The sequence below is a fragment of the Rhodococcus chondri genome (assembly GCF_036327435.1).
GTDB lineage: Bacteria > Actinomycetota > Actinomycetes > Mycobacteriales > Mycobacteriaceae > Rhodococcus > Rhodococcus chondri.
This window is the reverse complement of record NZ_JAUZMZ010000082.1, coordinates 1-22579: the sequence shown is the minus strand read 5'-3', so window position 1 is coordinate 22579 and position 22579 is coordinate 1. Positions and strand designations below refer to the sequence as shown.

Genomic DNA, 22579 nt, shown 5'->3' with positions numbered 1-22579 from the left:
CTCGTGTCGGCCGGAGGTGCGCGCGGACGCCGATCGACACGATAGCCAGGAGCCGACAATGACCACCGCTTTCGTCCTCGGGGGCGGCGCCAACCTCGGTGCCGTCGAGGTCGGGATGCTCTATGCGCTCACCGAGCGGAACATCCGTCCCGACCTGCTGATCGGAACTTCGGCCGGGGCGCTCAACGCCGCCTACGTCGCCGGGCAGGGCACCGGCCGCCAAGCGCTCGACGACCTGGCCGCAACCTGGCGGAAACTGCGCCGCCAGGACGTGTTCGCCCTCGATCCCCTCCACCACCTCATGGCGATCACCGGGGTCCGTTCGTCGCTGTGCTCCGATCGGAACCTGCGCCGTCTCATCGAATCGCACCTGCCCTACCGCAACCTCGAAGACGCGGCGATACCCGTACACCTGGTGACCACCGACCTGCTCAGTGGAAAGGAAATCCTGCTCTCCACCGGCGACGCCGTCAGCGCCGTTCTGGCCAGCGCTGCGGTCCCCGGCGTCCTGCCCACCGTGCGGCGTGGGGGTCTGGATCTGGTGGACGGGGGGATCGCCGACAATGCCGCCCTGTCCCAGGCAGTGGCCCTGGGCGCCGACGATGTGTGGGTGCTGCCGGCCGGTTACGCCTGTGCGCTGCCGCATCCGCCCACCACCGCGCTGGCCACGGCGGTACAGGCTCTGACCTTGCTCACCCATCAGCGACTGCTGCTCGAGGTCGCCGATTTCTCCACCCGGGTCGACCTCCATGTACTTCCCCCTCTGTGCCCGGTGTCGGTGTCGCCGATCGATTTCAGCCGCGCCGACGAACTCATCGGGCGGGCGCATCAGGCGACGCAGGCCTGGCTCGCCGACGGCGGGGACCGGCAGCCCCATCCGGAACGCGTTCTGTCCCTGCACCACCACCGAGCCCGCAACACAGACGATGTGTCCCCGGTGTGTGCCCGCACGTCCGCGCCGACGACATCGTGACAATGTCCGCTCGCCCTTTTTCAGCCGGGAAAAGCACTGCCGATACGGGTGCTTCGGGCCGTCGTTCCCCGCGGCGGAGTTGGCGAGGAGCACCACACAATGCGTCCGCAGGGTCCGTTCTGCCTGGTACGTTCTTTTCAAATTGAAGAACGGAGCTCCACTGTGACAATCCGCCGCGTGCCCCTTCTTTTCGTCTCGCTCATAGCCACGGTCGCGCTTGTCGGCGCGGGATGTTCGTCGGACTCCGACGCCGATTCGAGTACCACCGACACCGCGTCACCACCGGCCGGTTCCGTCGCCGGCGTGACTGTGCCGGATGCCTTCACCGCACTTACTCTCGACACGATCGGGAATTCGCCGCTGCCCTTCCGTGGAACGGACGGCAAATATCACGTTGCCTACGATTTGCAGCTCACCAACGCCACCAAGGTGCCGGCGAGCTTGGACAAGATCGATGTGGTCGACGGTGCAGATCCGACGAAAATCATTGCCAGTTTCTCCGGTTCGGCACTGATTGATCCGACGTGTGTTTTCGGCGACTGCAATCGACTGCGCGACCTGCCCGCGGGCTACATCGACAGCGCTGCCATCCCGCCGCAGGAGAGTCGGGTGCTGTTCATCGACTTCGCCCTGGACTCGCCCGATCAGGCCCCGAAGGCCGTGTTGCATCACCTGTACGGGACGGGCGCTGCCTCACCGGCGTTCGGTGCGCCGGGGCCGATCGACTACCTGACGACACCGGTTGCCTTCTCCGAGCAGACCGTGCCGGTCATCTCGCCGCCGGTGCGTGGTGACAACTGGATTGCGCTCAACGGCTGCTGCGAACCGGGTTTCCCGCATCGCAGTTCCGTGATGTCGGTCAACGGCAAACTGAACAACAGTCAGCGCTTTGCGATCGACTGGAAGCGAACCAACGACCAGGGTGAGTTCTACACCGGTGACAAGACCAGCAATGAGAGCTACGTCGACTACGGGACCGATATCCTCGCCGTCGCCGATGCCACGGTGGTCTCGATCCTCGATGGTATGGAGGCGAATGCTCCGGGTGTCCTGCCTGCCAGCGACCCGGCATTGGCCGCGAAATTGACCGTCGAGAATGTCGACGGAAATCATGTGGTGCTCGATCTGGGCGACGGTGTGTACGCAATGTACGCCCACATGATCTCCGGGTCCGTCACGGTCGAAGCCGGTGACAAGGTGACCAAGGGCCAGGTGCTAGGCAAGCTCGGAAACACCGGTAATGCCAACGCTTCACACCTGCATTTTCAGTTGATGGACGGGCCGAGCCTGCTCGAGGCGGATTCGTTGCCGTACGAATTCGACGGCTTCGACTACGAGGGTCAGGTTGCGCCGCAACAGATCGCTGATTCGGACAACTATCTGAGCGGCACTTTCCTGCAGGGCAAGCTGCCGGAGGGGGAATCGCGGAGCAATGAGCTGCCACTCAACCTGGCAATTGTGAACTTTCCCCAGGGCGAGTGAGATCGCACCCGGGCCGTCGATGCTCACGATCTCGCCGGCGTCGAACCTCGCGGCGACGTACTCGGCGATCACCGTCCACGGCCCGGACGCGGGGATGCGCAGCCGCGTCGGTCCCACTCCGTCCTCGAGGGCAGCGGGGAGGGCATCGGCACGAGCGCCATCATCTCGCTACCCTCGCCTCGGCCGAGCGACGGTGCAGGCGGCCACGTCCGAGAACCCGATAGTTCAGCATTTTGTGAATACAGAACTCGATGTATTGTCAACCGTGTGGAGACCTTGATCCATCGCGATGCCCTGGCGCGTTTCGGCAATGCCCTGTCGGACACGACACGGACACAGATCCTGCTGAGTCTGCGAACAGGGCCCGGCTACCCTTCCGAACTGGCCGAACAGATCGGGGTGTCACGGCAAATCCTGTCGAACCACCTGGCATGCCTGCGAGGTTGCGGACTCGTCGTCGCGTCTCCGGAAGGTCGACGCACCCGATACGAACTCGCCGACCCACGCATCGGGCGAGCCTTGGACGATCTGATCGGCCTGGTTCTGGCCGTCGATCCGTCGTGCTGCCCGGACGCGGCCGCCGAGGGATGTTGCTGATGGCTTCCGAACTCGGACTACCCCGTGCCCGAACGTCGCTCACCGTGGAGCGCCGGCAGGTGCTGGCTCGCCGTATCCGGTGGTTCGTGACCGCGACGATCGGTTACAACATCCTCGAGGCGATCATCGCGCTCACCGAAGGGGCCCGGGTTTCGTCGACCGCCCTGATCGGCTTCGGTCTGGACTCGGTCATCGAAGTGTCCTCCGCCGCGGCTGTGGCCTGGCAGTTTGCCGGCAAGGATCCCGAATCGCGGGAGAAGGTCGCGCTCCGGATCATCGCCTTCTCCTTCTTCGGCCTTGCCCTCTACGTCTCCGTCGACGCAGTCCGCTCGCTCTTCGGGATCGGCGAAGCCCAGCATTCCATTGTCGGCATCACGCTGGCAGCGGTCAGTTTGGCGGTCATGCCCGTCCTGTCCTGGGCCCAACGCCGTGCCGGCCGGGAGCTCGGCTCGTTGTCTGCGGTGGCCGATTCCAAACAGACGCTGCTGTGTACCTACCTGTCCGCGGTCCTGCTCGTCGGACTGCTGTTGAACAGCCTTTTCGGCTGGTCCTGGGCCGATCCCATCGCCGCCCTCGTCATCGCGGTGATCGCGGTGAAAGAAGGGATGAACGCGTGGAAGGGCGACACCTGCTGCCCGGCGCCGGTCACCGCTACCGGCACCTCGCAGGGTCATGACTGCCACTGCTGCGACGACCGGAAGGAAGACTGATGTCTCGGATCACCGATGGCGCGCGTGCCGTATACCGCCAGGAGATGGCGGCCGCCAAGACGGCCACCACGGCACAAGTGCGATGGGGTCATCTCGAGCGGGCACACATTGCCTCGCAACCCGACCCGTGGCTGCACACCTGCAACCACATGGCCATGTTCATGCTGGCGTTGCGGCAACGAGATCGAGGAGAAGCCTTCGGCCAGGTCGTGCGAATTATCGTCGCCGCGCCCGGTTCGCTCACCGGTCGCTATCCCGAGGGCGATACCGGCCGGGTCGCTGCCGGATTGACGACGCCGATGCCGATCCCGTCCGACCTGGCAGATGCCTTGTCTCGGTGAGCCGCCAGGCAAGTATTTCCACGTCAGGGTCGCATTCCTGCCAGAACGATCGACACGAGTTGCGGGACAAGGTTCGGCGCCGCGGCGCGTATGGCTTCGGGGTGGGGCCGGGTGATCATGCCGATCGCCAGGACGAACTCCAGCGCGCCGAGGTCCGGACGGACCAACCCGGAGGACTTGGCTGCAGCGAGCAACTTCTCGACTCCGTCGAGTGTGATTTCCTGCGCTTCCCTGACGGTGCCGGACATCTCGCTCGTTACGAAGTCTGCGAGCGCTGCGGAGAGTGCGCCCAGATCCAATTCCACCAGTCGGTGCACGTAAGTCAGCCATGCGGTTTCGGGTGTCGAGCCGATGGTTTCCAGCGCCGCGGCGGCGGCGCGCTGCATGTCGCTCAGGATGGCGGAAGCCACCTCGTCTGCCAACGCGGCTCTCGAGTCGAAGTTGCGGTACAGCGTGGCTATCCCCACACCGGCGGCGTCGGCAATGCTCTCCAGTGCGACGTCGCTCCCGTGCGCCGCGAACAACCGGCGTGCTTCCCGAACGAGCGCCTCTCGGCGCTTCGCGGCATCGGAACGCATAGGTCTCTCCGTCTCGGGCAGGTGCGGCGGGTCACGTTGCATCCCCAGCCTAACCGGAGGATTATCATCCGATACAAGTGGAGGAAATTCATCCGGTTGTTTCGATCCGGGTAGGGGAAGACGCTATGGCAGATATCAATATCGACACGTCGGCGACCGAAGTGGAGTCGTCCGTCCAGGGCGCTGCCGGACGAAAGCCACATCCCCTGATTCTGCTGCTGGGCATGAGCGGCGGGCTCGGCGTGATCCTGGTTTTGTTGCTGATGGTCTTCATCTTGCCGGCATTGAAAGGCGGGCCTCACGATCTACCTGTGGGCATCGTCGGATTGCCTTCGGACGTCACCGAATTCGAGCAGGCCTTGCACGGGGCGGCGCCGGGAGCATACGCGCCGCAACGTTTCGAATCGGAGAGCGAGCTGAGGACCGCGATCTTCGACCGTGACATCGTCGGAGGGTTCGTTCTCGGCGGCTCCGATGTGCACGCATTGGTGGCCGGTGCCGGCTCGGCCACCATCTCCGGGGCAATCAGCAACGCCGTTGAGGCTGTCGGGCAGGCCACGGGTGGCGATGTCACCGTCGAAGACGTCGTCCCACTGCCGGAGGCCGACCCGACGGGCATCGGCATCGGCGGACTGGCCTTCCCGCTCGTATTCGGCGGCATCGTTCCTGTCGTCGCTTTCCGGAAGATCTTCCCGCGCAGCATGATCTGGTACCTGGCGGGCCTGATCGGCTTCGCCATGCTCGGCGGCATTGTGGTTGCCTCGATCCTGACCTTTTCCTTCGGCAGCATCGAAGCTGCCTTCTGGCCGGTAGCCGCCTCGATGGCGATGGGCATCGCAGCTCTCGCCCTTCCGCTCGCCGGCCTTCAGTCCGTGTTCGGTGCCAAGGGATTCACCATCGGCGCGATGACCATGATGTTCCTCGGCAACCCGCTGGCAGGGATCTCCACCACGTCGGCGTGGCTTCCGAGCGGTCTCGGCACGGTCGGGCAGATCCTTCCACCGGGAGCGGCCGGAGCCCTGGTGCGTTCGGCCGCCTACTTCCACGGAGCCGGAGGACTTACCGCAGCACTGACTCTCGTACTGTGGAGCGTCGTCGGACTCGTGCTGTTCGCAGTCGGTGCGCGCCGCACGCCCGTCGTGGCGTCGACGGCTCCGAGTCTCGTCGGCTGAAGCTCGTCGCGACCGACAGGCCCTTAGCCTTAGGGCACGTAGAAGCCGGCGAAACCGGGAGTGGTCGTGCCGGTCGTCGGCCGGAGGGTGAGAACGACCTGCCCGCTTCCGGTGTTCAGTGTCGCTTCCGGCGGGAACCCGTTCAGGCCGTCCGACATCCGGGCGGTGCCCGTGGCTCCGGTGGACAGGTTCAGCCAGTTCACCTCCGAGTAGATGATGCATCCCCACCCACCCGGCTTTCCGCCCGAGATGGTCACGCTGCCCGTCTGCTCCCCGAGCACGGCCACACAGTTGGATGGTGGCACGTCGAAGCTACCGTTCGGGTTCCCGAACGGAGCGGGGTTGATCTGGAACGGGACGGTGACCGCCGCAGTGGCGATCCCTGCCGCCGCAAGGGCGGACGTGCCGACTGCGATCACGCAGGCGCCGAGAGCGCGCATGGGTTTCACGAGAACCTCCTGGGGTCGGTGCCGAGTCGTGAGAGCTCGCCGTGCGGAAGCCTATTGCGCCGACCGGTCGGGTGTTGCAGTTCGGGGAGTAGGGAAGGGCTCTTGACCTTTCGAACAGGCACTACCGCCGACGGTGCCCGAGTCACGACGAAGTGCCGCCCCGAAGATGCGCACGTTCTCCGTTGTGATCGAGGATCGTAAGGATCTCCACCGGACCGTCGTGGGCGCTGATGGCGTGCGGCGTCATCGTCGAGAACTCGGCGGCGTTGCCTTCGTTGATGATGATGGTGCGCTCGCCGAGCTGGAGCCGGGCGGTGCCCGAGAGCACGGTGAACCACTCGTGTCCCGGATGAACGGGTAGCGCGGCCGCGCCCACGGGGTGTTCGTTGGTGATGCGCATCTTCGCGATCGAGACCCCGTTCAGCGATCGCTCCCTGGAGAGCAGCCAGGTGGTGTATCCCGGGGTGTTGCAGGGTTGCGGTCTGATCACCACGTCCTGGTCGTCGCCGGACTCGACGAGGGCGTCGATGGTCGTATCGAGCGCCCGCGCGATGGGAACGAGCTGGTCCAGCGCGATTCTGCGACGCCCGGTCTCGATGCGGCTCAGGTTCGAGGGACTGATGTGGCAGCGAGTCGCGAGCGCGTCGAGAGTCCAGCCCCGGGCGAGGCGCAGGCTTCGTATGCGTTGACGAATGAGCTGGTCCAAATCCGCTGATTCTTGCTCCATAGGCAAGAGTGTATGCCGAAAGTGAATGAAGCGCTCTAGCGTGAGGGCATGCACGATCACACTCACCAGCACGCTCCCAACGACCACTTCCACGGCAATTCGATGGCCGCTCTGCTCGACCTCGACGCGAAAGTTCATCGTCCCTACCTCGATGCGCTGCTCGACCGGGTCGCCGAACAGCTCGGACGGGAACCGCACACCATCGTCGACATCGGCGCCGGGACAGGCGCGGGCACGTTCGCTCTCGCCGGCCGGTTCCCTCGGGCAGAGGTCATTGCCGTCGATCAATCCACCGACATGCTGGACCGGCTTCGGAACGCCGCCCGGCACAACGGGCTCGACACCCGGGTGCGGACGGTCGAAGCGGACCTCGACTCGGGTTGGCCGGCGATCGACTCGGCGGACTTCGTCTGGGCCGCCTTGTCGCTGCATCACATCGAGGACCCCGACGCGCTGCTGCGGCAACTGCTCGACGTCCTGAACCCCGACGGGATGCTGGTGATCACCGAAATGGCTTCGCCAGTAAGATTTCTGCCCGACGACATCGGAATCGGTGCGCCCGGTCTGGAGATTCGCTGCCAGGAGGCTGCGGACACACAACGATGGGACGTGCACCCCGACTGGAGCGACAATCTTCGTCGCGCCGGATTCGACGTCGCCGGCGTGCAGCGCATCGATATAGATATCGCTCCGGTCGACCACACCGCGCGGGAATATGCGCATGCGGTACTGAGTCGCACGCGTGAAGGACTCGAAAAGCGCTTGTCCGCCGACGATCTCGATGTCCTCGATCGACTTGTTTCCGAACACGGACCCGACTCGGTCCTGCACCGATCCGATCTCGCCGTCCGTGGAGCGCGAAACGTGTGGATGGCCCGACGGAGCACGAAGGAGGAAGCTCGATGAACACATTCCAGTCCCGAGCCGCGGGGGAGAGGTACGACGTCGTGGTGATCGGAGGCGGTGCGGCCGGACTGAGTGCAGCCACCGCCCTTGCCCGCTCACGCCGATCGGTGCTCGTCGTCGACGCCGGTGCACCCCGCAACGCCCCCGCGGCGGGTGCGCACAACGTGCTCGGGAACGACGGGATCGCACCGCTCGAATTACTGGCGGCCGGTCGCAAGGAAGCCGCCGGTTACGGTGCCGAGATCCGGTTCGAGAGCGCTGTCGCGGCTCGCCGGGACGGCAGTGGAGCCGGCGACGGGGGCTTCGAGGTGGATCTCGACGAGACCGGAACCGTGCGGGCGCGACGGCTGATCCTGGCCGGCGGTTTGGTCGATGAGCTACCCGAAATTCCGGGTGTCCGGGAACTGTGGGGCAAGAGCGTCCTGCACTGTCCGTACTGCCACGGCTGGGAGGTGCGGGATCGGCGCATCGGAGTGGTCGGTTCGAGCCCGATGAGTGTCCACCAGGCGTTGCTGTTCCGTCAGCTCAGCGGCGACGTCACACTGTTCACCCACACGATGCCCGACCTCGACGATGACGCATTGGAACAGCTTGCCGCACTGAATATTCGGCTGATCGAAGGGGCCGTTGCAGAATTGCGTGCCGACGGCGACGACGTCCACACCGTCGTGCTCGCCGGCGGCGACGAGTTCGGTGTCGACGCGGTCGTGGTCGCGCCACGATTCCGTGCCCGCGCGGACCTGTACGTACAACTCGGTGGGACGGTGGCCGAGCATCCACTCGGAAGTTTCATCGAGACCGGACCGATGGGGCAGACCGATCTTCCCGGAGTGTGGGCTGCAGGCAATTCGAGCGACCTCTCGGCAATGGTCCTCATGGCGGCAGGCGCGGGCGTGGCCGCCGGTGCTGCCGTCAACGCCGACCTCGTCGCCGAAGACGTCGCCGCAGCGGTGAGGGAACGCGGCGAGCGGTAGCTCGCCTGCGGCCTCAGTCCTCGACTACGACCCGGAACTGCTCGAGCGACGCGTCGGTTGCGTCGGGGATTGTCATCCCGGCGGCCACGCCACTGCGCAGATAGTCGACGACGCCCTGGTTCAGTCGCTCGCCCGGCACCACCGCGGGGATGCCCGGCGGATACGGTGTGAGCTGTTCGGCCGCCACACGTCCGGCCGCGCCGGCCGCGCCGGTCATCTCCGTGCGACCGAAGAACGCATCTCGCGGTGACATCACCGAATCGAGCTGCAACTCGCCGGGGCTCGGCAGGTACACCTCGGGTGGGGGTTCGAACGACTCCGCTGCCCGAACCAGCATCCCGAGCGATTCGACCAACCGGTTCGTGGTGGCGTCGTTGTCGGCCATCGACATCGTCGCCAGGATCCGTCGATGATCGGTCATCCCCATATCCACACGGCAGTGCTCCCGCAGCCAGTCGGCGCATTGGTAACCGGAGACACCGAGTGCGCTGACGTCGATGAGGATCTGCAGCCGGTCCAGATCGTGTGAGGCTTCGTCTCCGAGCAGTCGGTCCTCGAGGACGTCGAGTCCGTCGATCGCGGCGATCCGGTCCCGCGTGCGCCGCGCCATGCCGAGCGCGTTGCCGAGCAACTCGGTGCCGTGTTCGATCATCTGGCGTCGCCAGCCGTCCATCGCCGAATAGATGAGCACGTTCGGGCTCGTGGTCATCAGCAGGTCGGCGCAGGCAGAGAGATACGCGCCGTCGACCAGGTCGCCCTGCACGTGGTACACCGAGCCCTGTTCGAAGCCGGCACCCATCTTGTGGACACTCACCACGCAGACGTCGGCGCCGGCGTCCATTGCCCAGGTCGGCAGGTCCTCGTGGAAGGGGAGGTGCGCGCCCCACGCCTCGTCGATGATGAGCGGCTTGCGTCGCTCGTAGCAGACCTCGGCGATACCCGCGATGTCCGCGCAGGTGCCGTAGGGGCTCGGGCTGACGATCAGCGCGCCGGCCGCGTCGGGATACTTGTCCCACATCTCGCGCACCTGCTCGGGCGACGGCGGATGCGAGAAATGCATTTCCTCGTCCCACTGCGGCGTGATCCACCGGGGAGTGACACCACTGAAGATCAACCCGGCGACGATCGACTTGTGCGAATCGCGGCCGAGGAGCAGCCCGCCCGGATCGTTGCCGGCGACGGCCATCATCGCAGCCTTGACCGACAGTGAACTGCCGCAGGTCGAGAAGAAAGCCTGCTCGGCTCCCACCGCATCGGCCATGAGCTGTTCGGCTCTGGACAGGTAGCCGTTACTCGATTTCCGGTCGTCGAGCCCACCGGACGCCAGCACGTCCGAGCGGAACGAATCGCTGCCGAGCACCTTCGCGACGCGCTCGTCGGTTCCGCGGCCCTGACGGTGCCCCGGCGGGGCGAACCCGTACCGGTCGAGTCGGTGGTACTGCTCCAACGCTGTCAGCAACGGGGTTTCCGACTGATCCATGGTCCGTCGAGTACCCCGAGTCCCGCCCTCACAACCCGGGTAGAGTCTTCGGTCCCAGAATCATTGCGCGCCAAGACCTCCCACGCCCGCGTCGGGGCGGGTGCGCGCCGGAGGTCGCCGGGCACGGGCTCGTCGACGTGGTGGTTCCTCGGCATCGGGCGGAGGCGTAGGTATACCGAGATGGTCCTGGATGTGGTCGATCTTGCGTTCGATCCGTTCCATGTCCTCGGCTTCGACCTTGAAGATCCAGTGCCGGGCGCCCATCAACAAAATCGCTTGGAAGACCAGTTGCAGCCATTCGCTCTGCCAGTTCTCGAAAGTAGCAGCGAGAAACTCCGGCCAGTAGTCACTCCATGCGAAGGGTTGGCCGTGCGACTGTTGTTCGTTACTGAAGCTGATCAGCTGGGTGACGAACTGGGCGATCCAGGAACCGAGGAAGAGCACCACGAGCACGTATACCGCGCCCACCGCCGCATTTGCCGCACTGTTGCCTCCTACCGCACCGGACCGGACCGTCGATTTTCGACCGTAACCGGTCGACGGCCGATCCGGTGGCGAACTGCGGCAGTGGATCGGCCGCCGTTGCATGCGTATCGCGCGCACCCTCGGAGGCCGAACAGTGCGTGGGACTACGCCTGTGCGAGATCCGTAACCACCCGCTCGGCCAGTGGCCGCGACGATGCCGGATTCTGCCCCGTGTACAACTTGCGGTCGACGACGACGTGCGGCTCCCACGGGTCGCCGGCAGAGAAGACCGCTCCTGCCGCTCGTAACCGGTCCTGCAGCAGCCACGGGGCCTTGTCGGCGAGCCCGGCCTGAGCCTCCTCGACGTTCGTGAAGCCGGTCAGGTTGTAGCCCTCGAAAAGCCATTTCCCGCCGGACGCGAACGCCGGCAGCAGTGCGACAGGAGCGTGACACACCATCGCGACGAGCTTGTCCGATTCGACGAAGCGTCGCACGAGTTCGCCGAAACGTTCGTCGACGGCGAGGTCTTCCATCGGACCGTGCCCGCCCGGGACGAACACCAGGTCGAAGTCGTCGGCGTCGACGTCGTCGAGGACCGCCGCCTCGCTCAGTTGCGCTTCGAGCTCGTCGAGAGCTTTGCGTAGCTCGGCGGCGCGTTCCTCTCCACCGGCGGCGTCCGGCGCGAGGCTCGCCTCGTCGACCACCGGTGTACGCCCACCCGGTGTCGCGAAGGTGATGTCGTAGCCGGCCTCGGAGAACACCCGATAGGGCTCGACGAGTTCCTCCGCCCAGAAGCCGGTCGGATGCCGGGTTCCGTCGGCCAGCGTCCAATGATCGGCGGCGGTGATGACGAACAGTAGGTCGGTCATGGGAGTCCTCTCGAGCGTGACGTTCGGTACCGGTCGCATACCCCGCGGCGCCCGAGCAGACACGTGCGCCGGACTACAGCGACCGGTACTGCAGCATCGGCTCCTCGGCCGGCAGCGACGATCCTTCGGTGATGACGAGCGCTGCCGGAGAGGGCCGGCACCGGTTTGACGGGTCGAGACCGAGTCCGGCTGATCTCCACGGAACGACATCGAGCGTAGAACCCGCTCTGCCGGGTAGCCCGAAATCATGAACACGAACATCGTCGGCGAGGATCGTCTCGGCGCCGGTCTTGCCCGTACTCACGGCTTGTTCAACGTGGTAGGTGGGCTGTGGCCGCTGCTGCATCGGCGGAGTTTCGAAGCGCTCTTCGGCCCGAAGCAGGACCGCTGGCTGATGTACACCGTCGCCGGCCTGCTCGTGGGTAACGGAATGGTGCAATTGAAGGCAGAGGACACCCTCGAAGGTCGCCGCCATGCGCGGCGGGTCGGGGTGGCGACCGCCGCCACTTTGCTCGCGGTCGATCTTGTATACGTTCCGGCGGGACGGATTCCGAAGACCTATCTGCTGGATGCGGCGGGGGAAGCTGCGCTGCTCGCCGCCTGGGGATGGCACGCTCGAAGTCGGGCGTAACGCGCAACAGGGGCCAGAGACCGAGCGGATGGACCGCTCACTCCGAAAGGAGATGAGCGATCCATCCGCTCTGGTCCAACTCAGGGGATCGGCCGATCGGCCGGAGATCAGACGCTGAGGACGTCCTGGGCGATCGCGGCCAGTCGCGTCTGCGCGGCCGATACGACCCCGTGCCGGTTCTTGTGTGCTTCCTCGTATGCGACGACGGCGCGGATGTCGGCCGGCTCGTCGAGTTCCTTCACCGCAGCAACGGCCTTCGAGACGTTCAGGTTTTCGTAATCCCGGATCGGTAGCTCCTCGGCAGTGAGGACTCCGGTCGTGCTGCGAATGCTGTGAAGAGCATCTGCCGTCGAATCCGCGCCTTCCCGACGGCTCACCCGTTCGGCGGTCTCGAGGGCGGCATCACGGCCGGCGCCGAGAGTTTTCGCCGCGACGTCACCGGCGTGGGCCCCCCGAGAAAGCAGTGTTTCGATCCGGGGTCCGGCCGAGCGGGCCGCGTCGATTGCGCGGTCCAAGCCTCGCGCCGACCAGACGACCGGCGCATTGACGATCCGCACAGCGGTGCCGGCGACGGCCTGGAACGGCGTGCGGCGCAGCGCCGCGGGGCCGCCGAGCGCCTCCTCGGCGAGGACCGTGGTGAGCCACTCGACGGTGGCGCTGTGCGCGGTGATCAGCTTGTCGGCCAGCGACACGATCGACGGCTGTCGGGCAGCGGTCGCGAGAGCCTTGAGGTATCGAGAGCGACCCAGCAACTGCTGCTCGAGGAAGAGATCGCCGAGCAGTGCCTCGTCGAACGGCTGTGCCTGTTCGGTGAAGGTCTTCACCATCGTGGTCGCGCGACCGACGAAAGGCCCGAGTACGTCGGGGAGACCGCCGAGCCGGCGGATGGCCTCTTCGATGGCAACTGCGCGCACACGGCTGTGAGCCGCATTCTCGGTGAGTTCCTTGCGGACTGCTTCGGTACGTGCCTGGACGGTCCGTATCTCCGCTACCTGAGTTTCCGCGTGGGTCAGTTCGTGCAGTGCTCGCAACTGAGTGATCAGGGCGGCATTGGTGACGTTGTTGGGGGTGGTCATCGTTCGCTTGCTCCTTCCGACGAAACGTCGATGGGATCATTGACGTGACACCTGTCGGCTACCCGTGACCGAGGGGTGGAGTAAACCGAGCGTGACGGGGATCACTTCGAGTGGGGTATCGACACGAGGGATGCCTGTGGTGTCGATTACGCCCCGTGGTTTCGCTGGAGCAAAGCCGGGGAAAACACACTGCATGACCACCGCATCTTCGGCACCTACGCAGGACAATCGGAAACCGGCACTGGTGGAAGAGGACTTCGTCGGATGGATTCTGTTCGCGGTACTCATCCTGCTGGTCGGCCTCGCGGCAGCAGTGGTAGTCGGATCGCTGGCCGCAGGCCTTTCGCTGGCCGGGGTGCTCGGCAGCATCGCGGCCGTGCTCGTCGTCGCTTTGTAGTGGGCGTGGCCCCGAACTCCGGCGTGGCTCTTGCCCGATCGATGCGTCGTGCTCGCTTTGGCGGCACCGCTGCCCGACCCGTTTTCGCCGCGGGCTAATGTCTCCGGCCATGTCCAAGGAATTCGTCTACACGATCGAACTCGACCACGGCGTCGAACACGTACACGCCGCCCTCATCAGCGAGGAGTACTGGAAAGGGCGGGTCGGCGACAGCACAACCGGATCCGTCGAGGTCATGGTTCCGGCAGGCCCCGGAACCGCGCGAATCACCCTGACGGACCAGGTCGACGCAGCGGTGCTTCCGGCCGTCGTTCGGGGCATCTTGCGGGGCCCGCTGGTGATGACCAGAACCGATGAGTGGGGTGTGCTCGAGGGCAACACTGCCAGCGGTGCGCTCGGCGGCGGATCCAGCACCCTTCCCGTCACCATCGCAGCCAGATCGGAACTGCGTCCCCGGGAGTCGAGCGGTTCGGTGATCGAATTGCGTGGGGAGGCGAGGGTCGATGTGCCGATCGTCGGTGGGCAGGTGGAAGGCATGGTGCTGCAGATGATGCAGGCCATCGTCGAGAGCGACCGCGCCACCCTGAACACCTGGTTGTCCCGGTAACGAGCGTGCGGCTGCCGGGCATCCTGTGCCCGGCAGCCGGATAGGCGAGGAGGCTCGTAGATGAGGATCGTCGTCACCACACCCGGAGGCCATGTCGGCTCGCACGTCACCCGGTTGCTCGTGCAGGCCGGCATCAGACCCACCCTGCTCACGCGCGACGCCTCCCGGTTGGACGCCGCGATCCGGCAGCGGGCCGACGTGATCGAACTGGATCTCGGAGACGTCGACGGTGTCGTGGCCGCGACCCGTGGCGCCGACGCGCTGTACTGGGTCGATCCGCCCACCGGGGACGACGATCCCGTCGCCGGGTACGAGCGGATGGGGCGAAGTGCGGCGCATGCGATCGTGCGCAACAGCATCGCGCGCGTGGTGTTCCAGAGCAGCGGCGGTGCCGAGGCGCGCGGAGGATTCGGCGAGATCGACGGCCTGGCGCGCACGGAACAGCTTCTCGACGAAACCGGCGCCGCAGTCACGCATCTACGATGCGGGTACTTCTTCACGAACCTGCTGATGGACATCGATTCCCTTCGGCAAGGGGCACTGACGACGACGCTTCCTCTCGATCTCGCGATTCCATGGGTCGATCCGCGCGATATCGGCGAGATCGCCACTGCGAGGCTGCTCTCCACGGCATGGAGCGGGCGAGTCGTGCAGGCGGTGCACGGCCCCGAGGACCTGTCGTTCTCCGACGTCGCCGAGATCGTCGGGGAGGCAACGGGCCGGGCGATCACCGCGCTGCAGGTCACTGACGACGATGTCGCGTCCGCATTGCGGGAAATCGGTATGACCGAAGCGCAGATCGAGGGAATCGTCGGTATGTCCCGAGGTTTACGCGACAACTACGTGCCGGAACAGGCCCGGGATGTCACCACGACGACGCCCACTCCGCTGGGGGCATGGGCGTACACGAATCTGCGCCCGGCACTTCGCTCGGCATGATTGCGACGCCACCGGCAATGTGACGCGCGACACGCCGACGGCGGTCGTTGCCGACGGCATGCGGCAGGAGCAGTATCGGGCCATGTCGGCACCATGGGACGAGGATGGCGGCTTCGCGTTGGAACAGCGGGAGGCCGGCTACACCTGGGAGCAGATCGGGACCGAACTCGGATGCCCGGCGCACGTGGCCCGCGAACTCGGTGAGCGGTTCCGTGCCCTGTGCCTCGAACGCGCGATGCGCGACCAGCTTTCGTTGTTCGAGCTTCCTGGCGACGCGAGCGGCTGAGGCCGGATCGGGGTGGCCGGGTCCGTTCGCCCGGAGTTCACCGGAGCCTCACCTTGTCGCATCCCGAGGGCGACCGGCATTTCGCCTGCCCGGACGACAATTTCCGCCATGCAGGCACTCGTGCCAGATTCGTTGTTCGGATTTCTGCAGGAGAGCGGTCTCGCGGGCTCCGGAGGTGAGGCTGCCGCGCTGCTCGTGGAAGGCGTCGTCTGTGTCAACCATCGCCCGGTGCGCAGTCCTCGCGCCCGGTTGCGCACCGGTGACGTCGTCTCACTCGCCGGGACACGGAACGCCGCAATCTTCGGAGCGCCGTCCATCGCCTAGCCGAACCAGTACCGTACGGGTGTATGCCGAAGAGATTCGAACTCACCGCGCAGTTGGACCATGACGTTCGAGACGTTCACGCCGCACTGACCGACGCCCGCTACTGGCAGGGCCGGCTCGAGGGCAGTGCCACCGCCACGCTCCAGATCGACGCACCCGACGGTCCGGGATCGCTGCGGGTCGCCATCAGCGAACGCACCGAACCTGCCGACCTCCCGCCGATGGTGCGGGCCCTCGTCCGTGGTCCGATGATCATGGAACGCATCGACCGCTGGGGACCGCTCGCGGGCAACGGCGCCACCGGCGAGATCATCGGTGGCACCAGCGGGATACCAGTGTCCTTTCGCGGGCGCACCCGGGTGCTGCCTCACGGCAGCGGCGGAACGGTCCTCGATGTGCGCGGAGACGTCTCCGTCGAGATCCCCGTAGTCGGCCGTCAGATCGCCGCGCTCGCCACCAGGATGGTCGCCCAGATCGTCGAACGCGACCGCGACGCCCTGGCTGCATGGCTGACCCGCTGACCAGCGCGGCGGCCGGTCCTGTCCGAATCGTGTGATAAGCCGTAGCCGACGGACCGAGCAACCACGAGGGGGATCACGCGTGCTGACAGTGCACCGTGCCGAGCGCACCGACGTCCTGGCCGACGCGCTCGCCGAGCTGCTCGCCCGGCCGCTCGCCGATCCGTTCGCCCGTGAGGTCGTCGCCGTGCCCGCCCGGGGTATCGAGCGGTGGCTCACGCAGCGGTTGTCGACCACCCTCGGCGCCACCCGAGGTGACGGGATCGCCGCCAACATCGACTTCCCGTCCCCGGCGCGCCTGGTCGACGAAGCGCTCTCCGCAGCGTCGGGCACCACCGCCGAAGACGATCCGTGGCACTCCTCACGAGTGCTGTGGACACTGCTCGACGTCATCGACGACTGCCTCGGCGAGCCGTGGTGCGCGGTGCTGTCCCGTCATCTCGGTCACGGACACGACGATCATCGTGCCGGTCGCCGCTACGCGACCGCCGCGCACCTCGCGGAGCTGATGCGCAGTTACGGTCTGCAACGGCCGAGCATGATCGCCGACTGGGCCGCCGGTCGCGACACCGACGGCACCGGCGTCGCGCTGGACGACCATCTGCTCTGGCAGCCCGAACTGTGGCGCCGGTTACGTGAGCGCATCGGCACCGACAGTCCGTCACAGCGCCTCGACGTTCTGTGCGCGCGACTGCGCTCGGAGCCCGAACTCGTGGATCTGCCCGAGCGCGTGTCGTTGTTCGGTCCCACGCGCCTCAACGTCGTGCAAGGGGCGGTTCTGTCCGGACTCGGCGCGCACCGCGACGTGCACCTGTGGATTCCTCACCCCAGCCCGGCAATGTGGTCGTCGCTCTCGGGCACGGCACCGCCGCCGCGCAGAGCCGACGACGACAGCGCTCTCGCCGTCCGGCATCCGCTGCTTGCCGCGCTGGCACGCGATGTCCGTGAGTTCCAGGCCCGGCTGGGCGCACTCGAACCCGTCGAGGTGGTACACGCCGCGCCGACTCCGCCCGCCACGCTGCTCGGACGGCTGCAGGCCGATATCCGCGCCGACCGGGTTCCGGCGCCGGGCAGCGCCTCCGCGGACGGGACGGTGCAGGTGCACGCCTGCCATGGACCCACCCGGCAGGTCGAGGTGCTGCGCGAAAGCCTGCTGCACCTGTTCCGGAACGATTCGACCCTCGAACCGCGCGACGTGATCGTCATGTGCCCCGATGTGGAAACGTACGCTCCGCTCGTGCAGGCGGCCTTCGGGCAGGACATCGTCGGCCACCCCGGTCACCGGCTGCGGGTGCGACTCGCCGATCGTGCTTTGCGCCAGACCAATCCGGTACTGTCGGTGATCGCGGAGTTGCTCGGCCTCGCAGACGGGCGGGTCACCGCCAGTGAGGTTCTCGACCTGGCCGGTACCCCGCCGGTGCGCCGGCGCTTCACACTCGACGACGACGATCTCGAGCGGTTGCAGGAGTGGACCGCCGAGGCAGGAGCGCGCTGGGGCCTCGGTGTCTCTCAGCGCCGCGCCTTCGGCCTTGCCGACTTCCGGCAGAACACTTTCGCGACGGCACTCGACCGGATTCTGCTCGGTGTCACCGCCGACGAGTCGGAGAACGAATGGCTCGACCTGGCGTTGCCCCTCGACGACGTCGACAGCAACGACATCGACCTTGCCGGCCGGTTCGCCGAGTACATCGATCGGCTGACGGTGGCGCTGCTGGGCCTGCGAGGGCCGCAGTCCGCCGCGCAATGGTCCGCCGCGCTCGCTCGCGCGCTCGATCTCCTGGTCGATGTATCCGATTCCGAGGCTTGGCAACTCGCACAGGCGCACCGGGAAATCGCCGCGGCGGTCGAGCACAGCGGCGCTGCGTCGCTTCGGCTGGCGGATGTCCGCGCGATGCTGGGGACGCGCCTGGCCGGGCGTCCCACCCGCGCGAATTTCCGCACCGGCGAACTCACCGTGTGCACCATGGTGCCCATGCGGTCGGTGCCGCACCGCGTGGTGGTGCTGCTGGGACTGGACGACGACGTTTTCCCGCGCGGTGCGCACATCGACGGCGACGACGTGCTGGCGCAGAATCCTTGTCTCGGAGAGCGTGATCCGCGCAGCGAGGACCGGCAGTTGCTGCTCGACGCGATCATGTCGGCGGGAGAGAAGGTGCTGTTGTTCTACACCGGGGCCGACCCCGTCACCGGGTCTCCGCGGCCGCCCGCGATCCCGTTGAGCGAGGTGCGCGACGTGGTCGCCGTCATGGTGGGGGCCGACGATCCCGACGCGGACGCGATCGTGCGGCGACACCCGTTGCAGCCGTTCGACGCCCGCAACTTCCTGCCCGAAGATCCGTTCAGCTTCGACACCACCGCGCTCGCCGGTGCGGTGGCCGCGCAGCATCCCTCCCCACCGCACGTCGTCTCCCGGGCGGCGTTGTGCGAGACGTTGGAAGCGCCGCCGGCCGGGGATGTCGATCTCGCCGAACTCGTCGCATTCCTCGTCCACCCCTGCCAGGGTTTCCTCCGGCAGCGCCTCGGTGTGCGCATCCCGGAGCTGGACGAGGCGATCGCCGACGCACTGGATGTCGATCTCGATCCGCTGGCCCGCTGGAACCTGGGCGATCGCATGCTCGAGGCCAGACTGGCGGGCGCACCGGCCGCCGAGTTCAGGGCCGCGGAATGGCGCCGCGGGACGTTGCCGCCCCGCGCGCTGGGGGAACGCGTTCTCGACGAGGCCACCGACGCGGTCGAGGCACTGGTCGCCGCGTGTTCGCCCGTGCATGCGGGCGAGTCCGGCACCGTCGATGTCGTCGTCGATCTCGGTGACGGCCGCCGGCTCACCGGAACGGTCGGCGGTGTCCACGGCACCGTCATCGCGCGCAGCACCTTCTCCAAGCTCGGGCCGAAACATCGGCTCACCGCGTGGGTGCAGTTGCTGGCAGTCGCCGCATCGGGCCGGCCGGGCCGATGGCAGGCGGTCACCACGGGCCGCTCCCGCTCCCGGCTGCCGGCGTGGCGATCGACCCTGCTGGCCCCCGAGGACGCCCTCGAACAACTGATCCGGCTCGTCGACCTTCGCGACCGCGGCCTGCACGCGACGGTGCCGATGACCACCGGGGCGTCCGCCGAATACGCCGAACGTCGATACCGTGGCGATTCGGTGGAGATGGCGCTCGAGGCGGCCGACCGCATGTTCGGCGGCAACTTCGGCGACGGCCGCGATCGGCACGTCGCGTATCTGTACGGGGGCGCAGCCACTCTCGAAAGCCTCACCGTCGCCGAGCCACTGCCCGACGAGCGCGCCTGGTTCGAGGATCCGAGCAGGTTCGGCGTCCTGGCGCGTCGACTGTGGGAGCCGCTGCTCGCGTCCGAACACCAGGGACGCCCGTGATGGAGAGGAGCACCGTGCCCGCATCGGCACCGACCACGACGGGTTTCGATCTGCTCGGCCCGCTGCCCGAGGGCACCACGGTGCTCGAGGCGAGCGCGGGTACCGGGAAGACCTACGCCATCGTCGGTCTCGCGACCCGGTTCGTCGCCGAAGGCGTCACCGACCTGTCCGAGCTGTTGCTGGTGACCTTCAGTCGCGCCGCCACCCAGGAACTGCGGGAACGCACCCGCAACCGGTTCGCGGAGGTCGTGGCCGCGCTTGCGGACCCCGATGCGGCACGCGGCAGCACGGACGAGCTGATCCGGTACCTGGCCGAAGGCGACGTCGTCGGGCACCGGACGCGGTTGCGGCAGGCGTTGTCGGATTTCGATGCCGCCACCATCGCGACCACCCACGGCTTCTGCCAGCGCATGCTCGACGAGCTCGGCATCGCCGGTGAGCGAGAACCGGACGTCACGGTCGTCGAAGACGTCGACGACCTGACCACCGAGGTCATCGCCGACCTGTATCTGCGCCGATACGGCGTGGGGGAGCAGCCGATCACGCACCGTGAGGCCACGCTGGCCGCGCGGGCGGCGATCTTCGATCCGCAGGCCGACCTCGCGCCCGAAGGTGCCGAGGGCACTGCTGCCGGTGAGCGGGTCGAGTTCGCCCGCGAGGTACGGCGCGAAGTGGAGCGCCGGAAACGGTCCACCGGTCTGCGCGACTTCGACGACCAGCTGGCGTTGCTGCACCGGGTCCTCGGCGATCCCGAGCACGGTGAGGCCGCGTGCCGCCGGGTGCGTGCCCGGTTCGCCGTCGTCCTCGTCGACGAGTTCCAGGACACCGACCCGAAGCAGTGGGAAATCCTGCAGCGCGCGTTCCACGGCCACTGCCGCCTCGTGCTCGTCGGCGACCCGAAGCAGGCGATCTACGCCTTCCGCGGCGCCGAGGTGCTGAGCTATCTCGATGCGGCCTCCGCCTCGGACGCGCACTGCGAACTGACCACGAACTGGCGCAGCGACGCCGATCTGCTCACCGCCCTCGAACACGTGTACGGCGGTGCGGCGCTGGGCGATCCCCGCATCGTGGTCCATCGTGTCGGGGCCGCCCGTCCGGCGTCGAGGATGACCGGGGTGCCGCCGCTGCGGTTGCGGTACCTACCTCGGACCGGAGCCGGACCGACGGGCAAGTCCGGGTTCCCCTCGGTGGCGCCGCTGCGTTCGCGGGTGGCGCGCGACGTCGCTGCCGACGTGGTGCGGCTCCTCGACAGCACCGCCACCGTGGATCTCGGCGCCGGCCCGGCACGACTCGAACCCGGGCACATCGCCGTCCTCGTTCGCACGCACGCGCAGGTCGGTCTCGTGTACGAGGCGCTGCTCGCCACCGGAGTGCCGTGCGTGCTCGCGGGTGGCACGAGCGTGTTCGCGACACCGGCAGCGCAGCAGTGGTTGTGGATGCTGCACGCGCTCGAACAGCCGCATCGCGCCGACCGGGTACGACTGGCGGCGCTCGGTCCGCTGCTCGGTCATACCGCCGGGAAACTGGTGGCCCACGGAGACGAACTCGTCGCGCAGATCGGCGGTCTGCTGCGCGAGTTGTCCGCGGTCTTCGCGGATTCCGGGTTCGCGGCCCTGTTCGAACGCCTGGCCACCTTCGGTGAACTCGAGGCGCGGTTGCTCGCCGCCCCGGCGGGGGAGCGGCAGCTGACCGATCTCCGGCACATTGCCCAGTTGCTCGACGAGGCCGCGGCGACCGAGTCGCTGGGACTGTCGGCGCTGACGCGCTGGCTCGAGGAACGGATGAACGATCCCGGCCGGGGCAGCACCGACCGGAGTCGCCGGCTCGACAGCGATGCCGCGGCCGTGCAGGTCCTCACCGTGCACGGCAGCAAGGGGCTCGAGTTTCCGGTCGTGTACGTACCGTTCGGCTGGGACGCGGCGAAGAACCCGAAACCGGACACGCTGTTGCTGCACCACAGCGGCCGCCGCATCCTCGACGTCGGCGGGGAAGGCAGTCAGGGCTACGGCGATCGCCGGCGTCGGCACGACGACGAGGAGGCCGGCGAAGAACTGCGGCTGCTGTACGTGGCGCTCACCCGCGCCCGGTGCCAGCTCACCCTGTGGTGGGCTCCGTCGTTCGCGACGTCGCGCTCGCCGCTGCACCGGGTGCTGTTCGGACGCGAGCGCGGTGAGTCCGAGGTCGCGTCCGCCGCCTCGACGCCCGCCGACCACATTGTTGCCGAACAGTTCTCCACATGGGCCCGGGCCGCGGAGGGCTTGATCGCGGTCGAGGCGGTGGCGAGCAGTCCGGTCCCCGTCATCATGTGGTCGCGACCCTGCGAGTCCGGCGGCACGCTCACGGCCGCGCAGTTCGACCGCACACTCGACGACGCCTGGCGCCGCACCTCCTATTCGGCACTGACGGCGTCGGTGCACGAGAGCCCGGGCGTGGGCAGCGAGGTGGAGGAGCCGGAAAAGGACGACGAGCCGCACGAGCCGCCGCTGGTGGCGGCCGAGCCGGTCGCGACCGGTGTTCCGTCGCCGATGAACGATCTTCCCGGCGGCACGGTGTTCGGCACCCTCGTCCACGCCGTCCTCGAAGTGGTCGATACCGCTGCCGGCGATCTCGAATCCGAACTCGTCGAATGCTGCCGCGAGGTGGTGGCGCAACGCCTGTCGGACGTCGATCCGCGGCAACTCGCGGCGGCTCTTCTGCCGGTG

24 protein-coding genes and 1 pseudogene are annotated in these 22579 nt (G+C 67.3%); 17 read left to right on the top strand and 8 right to left on the bottom strand.

The genetic code is table 11. The features are described 5' to 3' along the window. Nucleotides 1-58 precede the first annotated feature (58 nt). Together Q8814_RS15145 and Q8814_RS15140 are read left to right on the top strand one after the other, a co-directional pair. Nucleotides 59-973 (top strand): patatin-like phospholipase family protein, encoded by a 915-nt coding sequence (locus Q8814_RS15145; protein ID WP_330152840.1) that lies wholly within the window; start codon nt 59-61, stop codon nt 971-973. 99 nt (nt 974-1072) lie between these two features. Next, the gene (locus tag Q8814_RS15140; protein ID WP_330152839.1) at nt 1073-2455 is read left to right on the top strand and encodes a M23 family metallopeptidase; all 1383 of its coding nucleotides are present in this window, start codon (nt 1073-1075) and stop codon (nt 2453-2455) included. Nucleotides 2456-2467: 12 nt separating this feature from the next. On the opposite strand, the pseudogene Q8814_RS15135 reads toward Q8814_RS15140, so the two are convergent. Then, nucleotides 2468-2619, bottom strand: a pseudogene (locus Q8814_RS15135) (pseudouridine synthase); the annotation flags it as partial. A 103-nt stretch (nt 2620-2722) separates the two neighbouring features. Here Q8814_RS15135 and Q8814_RS15130 point away from each other — a divergent pair. The 3 genes from Q8814_RS15130 to Q8814_RS15120 are packed head-to-tail and all read left to right on the top strand — an operon-like array spanning nt 2723 to nt 4103. Beyond that, nucleotides 2723-3052 (top strand): ArsR/SmtB family transcription factor, encoded by a 330-nt coding sequence (locus Q8814_RS15130; RefSeq protein ID WP_330152838.1) that lies wholly within the window; start codon nt 2723-2725, stop codon nt 3050-3052. After that, nucleotides 3052-3762: a cation transporter gene (locus tag Q8814_RS15125; protein WP_330152837.1), complete on the top strand. Its 711-nt coding sequence runs from the start codon at nt 3052-3054 to the stop codon at nt 3760-3762. Before Q8814_RS15130 ends, Q8814_RS15125 begins: the two co-directional genes overlap by 1 nt. Further along, a complete protein-coding gene (locus Q8814_RS15120) occupies nt 3762-4103 on the top strand; it encodes a DUF3703 domain-containing protein (protein WP_330152836.1) in 342 nt (113 codons plus the stop codon). The genes Q8814_RS15125 and Q8814_RS15120 overlap by 1 nt, the downstream gene beginning before the upstream one ends. A 23-nt stretch (nt 4104-4126) precedes the next feature. Here Q8814_RS15120 and Q8814_RS15115 read toward each other — a convergent pair whose 3' ends face one another. Then, complete coding sequence (locus Q8814_RS15115; protein WP_330152835.1) at nt 4127-4681, bottom strand: TetR/AcrR family transcriptional regulator; 555 nt, start codon at nt 4679-4681, stop codon at nt 4127-4129. Between the two features lie 125 nt (nt 4682-4806). Between Q8814_RS15115 and Q8814_RS15110 the strand changes: the two genes are divergently transcribed. Continuing rightward, complete coding sequence (locus tag Q8814_RS15110) at nt 4807-5853, top strand: ABC transporter permease (protein ID WP_330152834.1); 1047 nt, start codon at nt 4807-4809, stop codon at nt 5851-5853. Nucleotides 5854-5882: 29 nt separating this feature from the next. On the opposite strand, the gene Q8814_RS15105 is transcribed toward Q8814_RS15110, so the two are convergent. Both Q8814_RS15105 and Q8814_RS15100 read right to left on the bottom strand, forming a co-directional pair. Beyond that, complete coding sequence (locus Q8814_RS15105) at nt 5883-6293, bottom strand: hypothetical protein (RefSeq protein ID WP_330152841.1); 411 nt, start codon at nt 6291-6293, stop codon at nt 5883-5885. Nucleotides 6294-6444: 151 nt separating this feature from the next. Further along, complete coding sequence (locus Q8814_RS15100; RefSeq protein WP_330152833.1) at nt 6445-7029, bottom strand: helix-turn-helix domain-containing protein; 585 nt, start codon at nt 7027-7029, stop codon at nt 6445-6447. Between the two features lie 48 nt (nt 7030-7077). Between Q8814_RS15100 and Q8814_RS15095 the strand changes: the two genes are divergently transcribed. After that, nucleotides 7078-7935, top strand: a complete 858-nt coding sequence (locus tag Q8814_RS15095; RefSeq protein WP_330152832.1) for a class I SAM-dependent methyltransferase — start codon at nt 7078-7080, stop codon at nt 7933-7935. Beyond that, a complete protein-coding gene (locus Q8814_RS15090) occupies nt 7932-8909 on the top strand; it encodes an NAD(P)/FAD-dependent oxidoreductase (protein ID WP_330152831.1) in 978 nt (325 codons plus the stop codon). Before Q8814_RS15095 ends, Q8814_RS15090 begins: the two co-directional genes overlap by 4 nt. 13 nt (nt 8910-8922) lie before the next feature. Here Q8814_RS15090 and Q8814_RS15085 read toward each other — a convergent pair whose 3' ends face one another. The 3 genes from Q8814_RS15085 to Q8814_RS15075 form a co-directional block, all read right to left on the bottom strand. Beyond that, complete coding sequence (locus tag Q8814_RS15085) at nt 8923-10389, bottom strand: aminotransferase class I/II-fold pyridoxal phosphate-dependent enzyme (protein WP_330152830.1); 1467 nt, start codon at nt 10387-10389, stop codon at nt 8923-8925. 60 nt (nt 10390-10449) lie between these two features. Next, the gene (locus Q8814_RS15080) at nt 10450-10857 is read right to left on the bottom strand and encodes a DUF6766 family protein (protein WP_330152829.1); all 408 of its coding nucleotides are present in this window, start codon (nt 10855-10857) and stop codon (nt 10450-10452) included. Between the two features lie 161 nt (nt 10858-11018). Continuing rightward, on the bottom strand, nt 11019-11723 hold the full coding sequence (locus tag Q8814_RS15075) for a type 1 glutamine amidotransferase domain-containing protein (protein ID WP_330152828.1): 705 nt from the start codon (nt 11721-11723) through the stop codon (nt 11019-11021). A gap of 247 nt (nt 11724-11970) precedes the next feature. Here Q8814_RS15075 and Q8814_RS15070 point away from each other — a divergent pair, with 247 nt between their 5' ends. After that, the gene (locus Q8814_RS15070) at nt 11971-12354 is read left to right on the top strand and encodes a hypothetical protein (protein WP_330152827.1); all 384 of its coding nucleotides are present in this window, start codon (nt 11971-11973) and stop codon (nt 12352-12354) included. Nucleotides 12355-12461: 107 nt separating this feature from the next. On the opposite strand, the gene Q8814_RS15065 is transcribed toward Q8814_RS15070, so the two are convergent. Further along, the gene (locus tag Q8814_RS15065) at nt 12462-13430 is read right to left on the bottom strand and encodes a ferritin-like domain-containing protein (protein WP_330152826.1); all 969 of its coding nucleotides are present in this window, start codon (nt 13428-13430) and stop codon (nt 12462-12464) included. A 193-nt stretch (nt 13431-13623) separates the two neighbouring features. Here Q8814_RS15065 and Q8814_RS15060 point away from each other — a divergent pair, with 193 nt between their 5' ends. From Q8814_RS15060 to Q8814_RS15025, 8 genes are all read left to right on the top strand, one after another. Continuing rightward, entirely contained in the window at nt 13624-13827 is a 204-nt protein-coding gene (locus Q8814_RS15060; protein ID WP_330152825.1) for a hypothetical protein, read from the top strand. A 109-nt stretch (nt 13828-13936) separates the two neighbouring features. Further along, nucleotides 13937-14434: a DUF2505 domain-containing protein gene (locus Q8814_RS15055; RefSeq protein WP_330152824.1), complete on the top strand. Its 498-nt coding sequence runs from the start codon at nt 13937-13939 to the stop codon at nt 14432-14434. 60 nt (nt 14435-14494) lie between these two features. Further along, nucleotides 14495-15373: an NmrA family NAD(P)-binding protein gene (locus Q8814_RS15050; RefSeq protein WP_330152823.1), complete on the top strand. Its 879-nt coding sequence runs from the start codon at nt 14495-14497 to the stop codon at nt 15371-15373. An 82-nt stretch (nt 15374-15455) separates the two neighbouring features. Continuing rightward, on the top strand, nt 15456-15659 hold the full coding sequence (locus tag Q8814_RS15045) for a hypothetical protein (protein ID WP_330152822.1): 204 nt from the start codon (nt 15456-15458) through the stop codon (nt 15657-15659). Between the two features lie 108 nt (nt 15660-15767). Further along, nucleotides 15768-15983, top strand: coding sequence for an RNA-binding S4 domain-containing protein (locus Q8814_RS15040; protein ID WP_330152821.1), 216 nt, complete (start codon nt 15768-15770; stop codon nt 15981-15983). A 23-nt stretch (nt 15984-16006) separates the two neighbouring features. Further along, nucleotides 16007-16504 (top strand): DUF2505 domain-containing protein, encoded by a 498-nt coding sequence (locus tag Q8814_RS15035; protein ID WP_330152820.1) that lies wholly within the window; start codon nt 16007-16009, stop codon nt 16502-16504. Nucleotides 16505-16583: 79 nt separating this feature from the next. Next, on the top strand, nt 16584-19877 hold the full coding sequence (recC, locus tag Q8814_RS15030) for an exodeoxyribonuclease V subunit gamma (RefSeq protein WP_330152819.1): 3294 nt from the start codon (nt 16584-16586) through the stop codon (nt 19875-19877). Further along, on the top strand, nt 19877-22579 hold a 2703-nt coding region (locus Q8814_RS15025; protein WP_408015910.1), incomplete at its 3' end, for a UvrD-helicase domain-containing protein. The genes recC and Q8814_RS15025, both read left to right, overlap by 1 nt.